The following is a 9,490-nucleotide window of genomic DNA, read 5'->3' as shown; positions in this document are numbered from 1 at the left end:
GCCTGGAGGCGGGCCGCCTCGGCGGCGGCCAGGGCCCTGTCCGAGAAGGTGCCCGAGCCGCCGGCCGCCCGCCAATGATAGAGCACCTTCGGGATGTGGCGGACGCGCGCGGCGGGCAGTCCGGCGGTGAGGCGCAGGAGCAGGTCGTGGTCCTGGCTGCCCTCGAAGCCCGGACGCAGGCCGCCCAGCGCCCTGAGGCGCGCGGTCCGGACCACCGTGAGATGGTTCAAGTAGTTCTGTCCGTAGAGTAATTCTCGGTTGAAGTCCGACTTGAAGTGCGGCTCGAAACGCCGTCCGCGGCCGTCGATCTTGTCCTCGTCGCTGTAGATCAGATCGAGGGCCGGATCGGAGCGGATCGCCCGGGCGACCTCGTAGAAAGCACTCTCGGCCAGAATGTCGTCATGGTCGAGGAACGCCGCATAAGTGCCTGCAGCCATTGACAGAGCGTCGTTGGTGGCCCGCGCGATATGGCCGTTCTCGCCCCGCCGCCGTACCTTGATGCGCGGGTCGCGGCCGGCGGCCTGCGCCAGCAGCCGCGGGATCGCCGGATCGGTCGAGGCGTCGTCGACGACGCAGAGCTCCCAATGCGGATAGAGCTGCGATTCCAACGAGTTGATCGCCGCTTCGAGCACTTTGGGAGCCGGATCGTAGACCGGCATCAGCACGGAGATCTGCGGGGGCGCCTCCCAGGAGGCCGCCTCCGCGCGGATGCGGTCCCGGTCGAAATTCGTCAACGTGTCGAAGCGCTTGATCCAGGCGGCGTAGGAGGTCTCGCCGCGGGTGCCGAGAGCGCGGGCGAGCATCCCCCGCGCCCGCACGCGCTTGCGCAACAGCCTCCAGAACAACGCTTTTCCGGCGAGGTCCGGCTGGCGGAGGGCCGCGCGCCAGAGCAGGGCAGGGCGGCCGTGGCGGCGGATCGCGATGTCGTCGAGGGCGAATTCCGCGTCCCGCGACAGGGCCGTGAAGCGCAACGCGGTGGCGGATCCGGGCAGGCGGCCGGTCCAGGCGAAGCGGTCGCCGCCGATGGCCGCCTCGGTGACGTGGATAGTCCCGGTGCCTGCCGCGCCGTGCGACAGGATGTTGACCAGGATGCGCGCCACGCCGCCGCTGCCGGCATCCCGCCAGGACAGGGTGACCCAGGCGCCGCCGAGCCGGACTCCGGCAAGGTCGAGCCGCAGACCGGCCGCGCCTTCCGCGTTCGGTGCAACCGGGAGTTCGGTGGCCCCGCCGAGCCGACGGCGAAGCTGCGCGCGGGGTAGGGTACGCGGCGGGGTGCGGTAGGGTGCCGGCGGCGTACCGGCGACATCCGTCATCGGCGCGCCGGGCGGCGGTTTGCCGCGCGAGCGCTGCAATCCGCGAGGGGAGGAATCCGGATGTCCAGCATGGCGGCGGGAGATACCCGATTTTCGCGGGCGGCGCAGGTTCCCCGGCGCCCGATGTCGATTCCGCGAAAAACCGGGCGATCCATCGCTTGCACGGCCGTCCGGCAGAGGTTATAGCCGCGGCCTCGCCGGGGTCTTCGACCCAGGTCGGGTGCGTAGCTCAGCGGGAGAGCACTTCCTTGACATGGAAGGGGTCACAGGTTCGATCCCTGTCGCGCCCACCATTTTTCCCTCGTTAAATCAAATAGTTACCCCGCCGATGGCTCGCCACGAGAGGCTTCGACCGCAGGCCGGGCCGCACTTGGGTAGCACCGTTTCAGCGGCAATTTGCGACTAGATTGCTCGGAATTTTTCCAACGGCGATTTGGAAAATTGAAGCGGCGAAGAGTTCCAAACGGGCATGGGCCCCGAATCAATTCAGGCATCATCGTACGCCGCGGCCGCAACCGTTCCTAAACCGATCTCGATGAGCCTGCGCCTCGTGCTGGCAGGCTTCAGGGGTGGTACTGGCCCATGCTCCGACGTTTCGCATGGACGATCGCTTCCATTGCCGTTGTGGTGGGCGGCTGTAGCGGCGCCTACGCTGCCAAGGCGCCCGGCCGCAGCGCAGTTTCGGATGACCGCGCAGCTGCGGCCGCGATCAGCCGGTATCGGGCGCAACATGGTCTCGGGCCCGTCCAGGTCGACGCGGGTCTGACCAGAGCCGCCGCGTATGCCGCGAGGGCGAACGCTGCGGCCGGCTCGCTCAGCCACGACGCGGGCGGGTCCTTCCAAGCCCGCATGGCCATGACTGGTCTTGGCAGGGGCCTGAAGGCCGAGAACCTAGGAGCCGGTACCGCGACGTTCAATCAGACGCTCGCCATGTGGCAGGCCTCGGCCGGGCATAACGCGAATCTGCTGCTCCCCGAGGCGCGGCGCATCGGGATCGCTCATGCCGATGCACCGGGCTCGTCTTACGGTCGGTTCTGGGCCCTGGTAGTCTCACAGTAGGCCGCGCTTAGCTGTTCCGATTGGTCCTTTTGGTTTTCGCACTGCCGCAGGCCTCGAGAATGCAGAGGGCGCGCATCTGTGAGGCTCTGCGTCTGACCGACCCGGGCACGGATCCTGCTGCGGGTGACGTTGCAGCGGGAGATCGGCTTATGGACGACAGCTGGAACGACGTGGTCGCCCCGCTCATCGCGCGCTGCAAGGTCGCGTCGTCGTTCAGTCGCGAAGCGGTCTGGGACGCGAACGAAGCCAGGGCGCTCGGTATCATCCTCGAACGGATGGCCGACATTATCGACGCTGAGATTGACCGTAGGGTAGCAGTGGAGCTTCCGTCTCCAGGCAACCACTCCGCCCCTCAAGGGGTATGACGCGCCCCGGATTTCTTAAGCCATGAAGCGCGGGCCCGAAGAACCACCGATCATCGCCTTCGACCGCTACCGCCGCGAAGCCGAGAACAGCTCAGAGGGCCGGGCGCGTCTGAACCGATCGGCACCGCGGCCGTTCCGTGCGTGGCGGGATAAAGCGGCGTTTGCGCTGGCTTTGGTGGTGCTGTTGCTGCTCGCGCGGTGGGTTGCTGGCCTCTTGGGGCTGGCGTGAGCGAACAGCGCGAGAGTGCCGATCAAGCGGTCCGGCGAGCCGACGTTGTTTTCGTCCTGATCGACCCAGCCTATGACGGCCGCCTGCGTTTCGTCGAGGTGTCCAAAGAGACCGCGCTTCGCCTCGTCCAGGCGGACGCATCGGATTCGGCCTAGTCGCTTTGGCCGTAGGCTTGATCGCGCTACGGAGTCGCCATGAGCAATGTGATCCGCCCGACCTTCGGCGCACGTCCGAGGCCCGAGGACGCCTCGCCGGCCGTTGCGTCCGTCACCAAGCTTCGAGCCGTACGTCATTTCGGCCAAGCCGCCGGGTATGACGTCGCCATGGTCCGCGACGAGCAGACGAAGCAGGGGCCGGTGTTCAAGGTCGTTGTCGGTTTGTCGGACGGCAGCGAGGTCGAAGCCGTCGCGATCCTGCCGGATACGTCGGAAGGCGAAGCCGATGCCGAAGTGGTTGGCATGGCGATCCTGCGGACCTTGGAGGTGATTGAAGCGACCGGTCGGGGGCGATAATCAGCGTGCTAGCCACCCTGCTTTGTTGGCGGCCGACCCGCTGCATACGCAGATTGGCCAGCACTGCGGGGCAACCCGCGATAAAAAGACGAATTCCTATGAGGCTTTAGCGATGGCGCCTCTGAGCGTGACACCGTCAACGATTGCGAGTTATAGACAGCGCGTCATATTCCGGGCGCCGTTTTCCACGGCTTTTAAACCGCAAACAGATGGCCCCGCTCTATCCTCGCTGAACTCTTAGGATCGATCCCGACAGGCCCAATGATGAAACAGACGCCATTGCGACCGCCGTCGCTGACGGCCGTGTTCATGGAGTTGGCCGAGCTCACGCCTGACCGCTTCGATCGTCTGAGTGCGGAGATAGACAGCCCGGATGCCTTCGATCACGAGAAAGAGCGTGTTGCAGCGCTAGTTCCGATATTGGGCAAAGACGAAGATACGTTAGGCGCAATTATATCCGCTACTAGCTTTTTGTATCAAAGAATACACAAAAGTTCTGGAGAGATTTCAGATCTTCCAAAGTTAGTTGGGGATATAGTTGTATCAATATTGGAACAGGATGATTCTGAGCCAGATGAAAAGCCGGACGAAGCAAAAACGCAATTAATAATTGACAGGCTTGCGCACCTGTTGAGATTTCAAGAGAATGCTAGTCGGTTCACAAAGCATGAGCGGCTCCGCTGGGGATTTTTACCTGCAGCTACGGATTTCTCTACTTTCGTTGATCTCCGCCCAAGTCTTTCGGACGATCTCTCAGAGGTAGTAGAACTTATACCTACAATACAGTTTCGCATAAAGACAGATTCAAGCTCGCCTTTAATGAAAAGTCTTGTTTTTCAGTTAGATCCACGAAATCTCAAGCGCTTGAAAGCTGAAGTCGAACGCGCAGAGCAGAAGTTAAATACGTTGATGAATGACGTTCGTTTGACCGGCATGATGTCAAAGCGTCGGCCATGAACGAGTTTGAACAGGCCCTGCGCGAATGGGACATCGATGCATTGGCTTACCGGCCTATGCCCGCAATGGATGACGATGTCGAACCTGCTGCGTTTGACAACAAAGCTACTGCAGACCGCGAGAAATCTATCGAGAAGATTCGCGAAACGGTCGACCTTGCGGTCGAGCGAGCGCTTGCCCCTGACTATATGAAAGAATGGGTTAATGTTGATTTAAAAATTACAGATACCTTAAATGTAAAGAGGGCGAAGTTCTTTGCTCAAATAGAGCAAGTTTTACATTTGCTGCAGTCGCATGAGTGGCGAACAGAAAGCAAAAGCGAGTTTTTGCTATCCCCAGAAATCGTAGCGAATATTCGGACCTCCATTCCGGCATTCGTTGCTACGGGCGAGTTTCACTTTTCAAATTTCGAATTTGGAAAAGCCGATGAGCAGATCTCAGACGAGCGAGTTTCAGAACTCGTTCGCGACCAACTGCGCATGATGTTTGCTGCTTATGCTAGGCACCTAACGCAAATCCGCGAGCAATTCGTTCCCATCTCTTGCAACGGCGAATTTCTTCAAGAGATCGATATAATGATGCAGGCTAGGATACCTTATCAGCCGCGTCGATTTGGTCCTTTTTCGGACTATATCCTGCTGCAAATGCAAAATCTGGATGTCGCAATGAGCATTGCGGGTAGCTGGGGTGCATTCGAATTCGATAGTAACGGCGATATCGCTATGCGGATATCCTTATCTCCTCTTGACGCACCTGTCTCATCGGCTGCGTCGGCCGAAATCGAGCAGTTCTAATTTATTTTGTTTAAGCTGATACATATATCCGATCTCCATTTCGCGGCCGGCCCTAACAAAGGCGGGTTTATAGCTGCGTTCGCCAGCAACGCTACAAATGAGCGAAACGGTCGCCACAACCAAGACTTAGCCGATCTTTCTGCTTACTTTATAGCTAAGAACTTGGGTGATTATGACTGTCTCCTGATATCAGGCGATATTGCTACCCGAGGGACAGAAGCCGATCTGCAGGTCGCACGGCAATATGTTCTCGCTCCTGCGACGCAAAGCGGAGGGTATTTATCTACGCATAATAGACCGACGCTCTCATATGGGTCGCGTCCGACCGTATTGCTCCCTGGGAACCACGATCGCTTCAAAGGCCCCTTGGGCGAGCCGGGCTCAGACAAGTTTGAGCACGCGTTTCCTAACCACTGGAAAGTCGGATTAAATGGCGTTCAGTCTGTCAAGGTAGTAGCGGCATCAGGCGTTGAAGTATCAATCATTTCCGCTGATTTCACGCTAATCAGTAAAACTAGTGCTAGCGTTCCGGGTGGACATTTTAGCCAGGGGCGCTGCATCGCTGCAATCTTGTCATACTTGAAATGGGTAACGAATACTATCAGGAAGCGGTATCCCGAGCGAGGAATTATTTGGGTTAGTCATTTCCCGCCTCCTGTCGATAGCTTTGATATAGGTGTATATCATGAGTTGATTGATGGAGATTTACTTCTAACTGCTGCTAGATCTTGTTCTGTCGAGTATATCCTATGTGGTCATCTTCATAAACAGGGTATTAGTACGTATAATGGAGTTACTGTTATTATGGCAGGGACGCTTTGCCAATGGCCATCTAAGAATGGCAATTGGATACATGCGCTTGAATTCGTCGGGACGGGACAAAATCTTAAGTTGTCTGCAATGAATAATTTTTTATATAATAGCGATAATGTAGATTTTGGATTGGATGTTGCTAGTAGCTTTTGAAAAACTCTATTATATTACTGATTGTTTCAATTTTTTCAATATACGAGGTAAGATCCCGCTGGGCTTTTCCGTATTGATCGTCGAGCTGCGCCTCACGGAAAACGCCCAATCCTGAACGTTTCTCATTGCACTGCGCCGCATTTAAGCTCGACAAACGCCCATCATAAGCTAATTAAATCACGCCTTCCCTGGTGGCGATGCACCTCCGGGGTGGGCTGGGCCTCGTCAGACACCTATGCCCCCTCAGCGGCTCGGCGAGGCCCTACCTCGACACGCGCGCCAGCTTGCCGCACTCCTTCGCCGAAATGTTAACCATCATCGCGCAGAAAATGCGCCATGGCCTATCGCGTCCCCATGACCTTTGAAGTCGAGATCGACGGCGTGTGGCGCAGCATGCCAGCCGTCGAAGCGCACTATGCGCACCGCGACGCCTCGAAGCGCTGTCCTGACTGCTACGGGGCCATGCTCACCGTCGGGACCTACACGGGGGAGCGAAAGGCCACCCTACAGCACCGCAAGACGCACGATGGCTGCCCTCGTGCACCGCGCCACTACACCGGCACGCCGGCGCGTCATCCGGCGGCTCTGACCTGACTGCCTACAGCGCGGCCCCGTAGGCACCACACAGTGCCCTGGTAGCTTTGGGACTCCGATTTGGCATCGCCATTGGGCTAGGAGGGGCGGGCGAGGCCCCACGGGGTCTGATGCGAGATGCGGCGTTGGCCGCCGGGCGATAGCGCGGCTCACCGCCGGCCCCGGACGAGCGGCCTGTGCAGGCGCAACGACGTGGTGACGACGCCCCAGATCGTGGCCTCGGCGATGTCCTCGATCGGCGTCGCCGGTAGATCCGGGCTGTCAAAGGACAGCGTCGCCCGGTTACCGTTGATCCGGTAGCGCTTCAGCGAAGCCACCCCCTCGACGATCGCAAGCACGATGTCGTCGTGCGCCGGCTCGGCGCTGCGATCGACAATGACGATGTCCCCGTCGTGGATGCCGGCGCCGATCACGGACGAACCGGAGACCCGCCAGAGGAAGGTCGCCGGAGGATTCGGTACGAGCCAGCGCGGCAAGCCGAGCGCCTCTTCGAGGAAGTCGTCGGCCGGTGACGGAAAGCCGGCGCAGACGGCTGGGCCCATGAACGGCACCTCGACCGAGTCGAGGCCCCCTGCCGGCAGTTCGTCGACCGAAACGAGGTGCACCTTGTTCTCCCACGCGATCCAGAACGGAAAGAGAACAAAATGCCTTGCCGGTCAACGCAAGGGGGCGCATGCCCGTGGGCTCTGTGGATAACGGTCACAGCGTCGGACTGCCGCTTGCCCGTAACGCTGCAGACGCACGCGCCTGTTTCGGTGCAGGCGATCGGAGGCAGTGGATGTTCAAGTTCCGATAGACGGCGGCCGGTGAGTGGCGGTGGTTTTTCACCTTCCGCGAGCAGGTCTTGGCGCAGGCCGAGGAGCCCTATTAGAGCGAAGGGAAGGCTAAGGCCGCCGCCGCAAATTCGCGCAAGGTGTCGGCGTGGCCTTGAAGACCCTGCCGGCTTGGGGCTGAAAACGCCCCGTGCGAGCAAGCTGCGGTGCTTTGGAGCCGTAAAAAGAGCGCGGCGTCATCAAATATCCGAGGGATAGGACATCCGCCGAATGGTGGCGGTAGGCTCTAGTGGTGTAGCTCGATGGTGTCGTAGTAGATGACTGATTGACGAACCAAGACCGGTTTGATCGCAAGCGCTGGCGTGCTCAGTACAAGAACGGCAAGCAAGATAACTCGAATAACGAATTAGTTCACGAAACCCACAACTGCACGAGCTTCTTGTAATGCGTCAGCGAGCGACCTCTCGCGCAACTTATCCAGGGACAGTTTGTCGTCGTTTAGAAAGGCATTGCGCGCTGCCGACTCAATTTCGGGGCGGCAGAGATCAAGCATCGCTTGAATTAGAGCTTCGCGGTTTACAAACTTGCCCTCGCGCGCCTTCGCTACGGCACGCAAGCATTCCGTAGTCCCGGCAGAGACCGTGCTAGGACGGGCTGAGGGTTGATTTTCGGTGACAACAACGTTCGTTGTTGTCTTGAGCGGCGGGGTAGCCGCAGAAAGTTCATTTGTGCTTTTCGGAGTGTTATGTGCTGATTTAACGGTTACGGCAGTTGTAACAACACTTTGTTTTACGAGTTTCTCAATTTCAGCTTGCATTGTCGATGACTCTGATCCGGGATTTTTGGCTTTTAACCAAATCTCTCCGGCTCTAAGCGCATTCGACAATTCGTCGCGGCATATAGTCATCGCCGCAGTCGCGATCACCTCGGCAGACTCAGCAGAATTGACGAGCTCACTCACTTGGCGAGTAGTGCAAGCGTACATTTTGTCGCGAAGCAGAAAGAACGCTCGTTCATTCTGTTCTACTCTGGTCTTTCTCTCGACCTCTGCTCGATCTGCCTCTTCACGCCGCGCCGTCTCGGCTCTGAGTTCGGCCGTCGCCAGACGTTCGAACTCTGGCCGGAGGCGGTTTCCGAGCGCACGCGGGAGATCCGCAAAATACGGTCCTTCGAAAAACACCTTACCTGACCCAGCACCGTAGAGCTGATCATGGCTGCCAATCAACCCAGATATCTCGTTCAGGCAAATGCCCTTTTGAGTGGCGCTAATCGCCGGAAACCACTGGCCGAGACGCGCAAGGCGAGTTGGCTCAGCTCCGGCTAGCACGGCACGAGCCAGACAATCGGTTGCTGAGCGCACGTAGGGGAGATGGATACGACGCTTTTGCGCCTCTGTCGGTATGGCACTTTCGCTTTGTGCCCAGGCATGCGGGGCAGCGGCGATGACAACGGCTGCTATGAGTGCTCGACCAACCAGCGTCATGACTCTCACCGACAAATCAGAACGCAAGCACTAACAGCGTGGTCTCTACAGTCGAGGGTTGTTAGCCCGCCCCGACAAAATGCTTGAGAGCTATGTCATGATTGCAACGGCTGCTGGCGTCAGCTTCCGTCACACCGTTCGTATGGCTAACCGCGGGCTTATTCCTGGCAGCTTTTAGCGAGCAAGCTGCCCCTCTGTAAAATTCTCGACGATCGGCGCGCCGCCTAGCCAAGCCGTTACGGCGTCTAGCGAACGGAATGGATGCTCGGTCGAGCTGAACGGGCTGGGCAGCCGCTCCGGCGGCCCGTCATCCAGCAGCTCGGCATGCCAGCACCGTTCGTATCCGCTCGCCGTGACCTCGCGAACAACGCTACCGACAATCTGTCCGTCGAGAATGAGATCGAAGCTGCCGGCGGCCAGACGATGCAATTCGTATGTCATGGAG

At 59.0% G+C, this 9,490-nt stretch carries 12 protein-coding genes and 1 tRNA gene; 9 read left to right on the top strand and 4 right to left on the bottom strand.

The annotated features are described in order from the left end of the window. Positions 1-1,313 (bottom strand): glycosyltransferase (locus FV217_RS14935; RefSeq protein ID WP_147817970.1); only part of this gene is annotated, 1,313 nt, incomplete at its 3' end. Positions 1,314-1,531: 218 nt separating this feature from the next. Between FV217_RS14935 and FV217_RS14930 the strand changes: the two genes are divergently transcribed. The 9 genes from FV217_RS14930 to FV217_RS14890 all read left to right on the top strand — a co-directional run bounded on the left by FV217_RS14930 (position 1,532) and on the right by FV217_RS14890 (position 6,789). Further along, positions 1,532-1,606, top strand: a tRNA-Val gene (locus FV217_RS14930). 289 nt (positions 1,607-1,895) lie between these two features. Beyond that, a complete protein-coding gene (locus tag FV217_RS14925) occupies positions 1,896-2,372 on the top strand; it encodes a CAP domain-containing protein (RefSeq protein WP_147817969.1) in 477 nt (158 codons plus the stop codon). A 149-nt stretch (positions 2,373-2,521) separates the two neighbouring features. Then, complete coding sequence (locus FV217_RS14920) at positions 2,522-2,737, top strand: hypothetical protein (RefSeq protein ID WP_147817968.1); 216 nt, start codon at positions 2,522-2,524, stop codon at positions 2,735-2,737. Positions 2,738-2,759: 22 nt separating this feature from the next. Beyond that, the gene (locus tag FV217_RS14915; protein WP_147817967.1) at positions 2,760-2,966 is read left to right on the top strand and encodes a hypothetical protein; all 207 of its coding nucleotides are present in this window, start codon (positions 2,760-2,762) and stop codon (positions 2,964-2,966) included. A 323-nt stretch (positions 2,967-3,289) separates the two neighbouring features. Beyond that, positions 3,290-3,478 (top strand): hypothetical protein, encoded by a 189-nt coding sequence (locus tag FV217_RS23460; protein WP_246682823.1) that lies wholly within the window; start codon positions 3,290-3,292, stop codon positions 3,476-3,478. 261 nt (positions 3,479-3,739) lie between these two features. Next, positions 3,740-4,435, top strand: coding sequence for a hypothetical protein (locus FV217_RS14905; RefSeq protein WP_147817965.1), 696 nt, complete (start codon positions 3,740-3,742; stop codon positions 4,433-4,435). Beyond that, positions 4,432-5,229 carry a hypothetical protein gene (locus tag FV217_RS14900; RefSeq protein ID WP_147817964.1) on the top strand — a complete coding sequence of 266 codons (798 nt, stop codon included), beginning with the start codon at positions 4,432-4,434 and terminating at the stop codon, positions 5,227-5,229. The genes FV217_RS14905 and FV217_RS14900 overlap by 4 nt, the downstream gene beginning before the upstream one ends. Positions 5,230-5,235: 6 nt before the next feature. After that, positions 5,236-6,195 (top strand): metallophosphoesterase, encoded by a 960-nt coding sequence (locus FV217_RS14895; protein ID WP_187272575.1) that lies wholly within the window; start codon positions 5,236-5,238, stop codon positions 6,193-6,195. 354 nt (positions 6,196-6,549) lie between these two features. Further along, positions 6,550-6,789: a hypothetical protein gene (locus FV217_RS14890; protein WP_187272574.1), complete on the top strand. Its 240-nt coding sequence runs from the start codon at positions 6,550-6,552 to the stop codon at positions 6,787-6,789. Positions 6,790-6,938: 149 nt separating this feature from the next. On the opposite strand, the gene umuD is transcribed toward FV217_RS14890, so the two are convergent. The 3 genes from umuD to FV217_RS14875 form a co-directional block, all read right to left on the bottom strand. After that, a complete protein-coding gene (umuD, locus tag FV217_RS14885; RefSeq protein WP_147817971.1) occupies positions 6,939-7,331 on the bottom strand; it encodes a translesion error-prone DNA polymerase V autoproteolytic subunit in 393 nt (130 codons plus the stop codon). A gap of 637 nt (positions 7,332-7,968) precedes the next feature. Continuing rightward, complete coding sequence (locus FV217_RS14880) at positions 7,969-9,045, bottom strand: hypothetical protein (RefSeq protein WP_147817961.1); 1,077 nt, start codon at positions 9,043-9,045, stop codon at positions 7,969-7,971. A gap of 174 nt (positions 9,046-9,219) precedes the next feature. Beyond that, a complete protein-coding gene (locus FV217_RS14875) occupies positions 9,220-9,486 on the bottom strand; it encodes a hypothetical protein (protein ID WP_147817960.1) in 267 nt (88 codons plus the stop codon). Positions 9,487-9,490: the final 4 nt, after the last annotated feature.

It is taken from the genome of Methylobacterium sp. WL9, assembly GCF_008040035.1.
GTDB lineage: Bacteria > Pseudomonadota > Alphaproteobacteria > Rhizobiales > Beijerinckiaceae > Methylobacterium > Methylobacterium thuringiense.
The sequence above is the reverse complement of the archived record's forward strand: the minus strand, read 5'-3'. Positions and strand labels throughout refer to the sequence as shown.

Coding starts and splice junctions, on each gene's coding strand:
- FV217_RS14925 (WP_147817969.1), top strand. CDS start 1,896: ATGCTCCGACGTTTCGCATGGACGATCGCTTCCATTGCCGTTGTGGTG.
- FV217_RS14920 (WP_147817968.1), top strand. CDS start 2,522: ATGGACGACAGCTGGAACGACGTGGTCGCCCCGCTCATCGCGCGCTGC.
- FV217_RS14915 (WP_147817967.1), top strand. CDS start 2,760: ATGAAGCGCGGGCCCGAAGAACCACCGATCATCGCCTTCGACCGCTAC.
- FV217_RS23460 (WP_246682823.1), top strand. CDS start 3,290: ATGGTCCGCGACGAGCAGACGAAGCAGGGGCCGGTGTTCAAGGTCGTT.
- FV217_RS14905 (WP_147817965.1), top strand. CDS start 3,740: ATGATGAAACAGACGCCATTGCGACCGCCGTCGCTGACGGCCGTGTTC.
- FV217_RS14900 (WP_147817964.1), top strand. CDS start 4,432: ATGAACGAGTTTGAACAGGCCCTGCGCGAATGGGACATCGATGCATTG.
- FV217_RS14890 (WP_187272574.1), top strand. CDS start 6,550: ATGACCTTTGAAGTCGAGATCGACGGCGTGTGGCGCAGCATGCCAGCC.
- umuD (WP_147817971.1), bottom strand. CDS start 7,331: ATGGGCCCAGCCGTCTGCGCCGGCTTTCCGTCACCGGCCGACGACTTC.
- FV217_RS14880 (WP_147817961.1), bottom strand. CDS start 9,045: ATGACGCTGGTTGGTCGAGCACTCATAGCAGCCGTTGTCATCGCCGCT.
- FV217_RS14875 (WP_147817960.1), bottom strand. CDS start 9,486: ATGACATACGAATTGCATCGTCTGGCCGCCGGCAGCTTCGATCTCATT.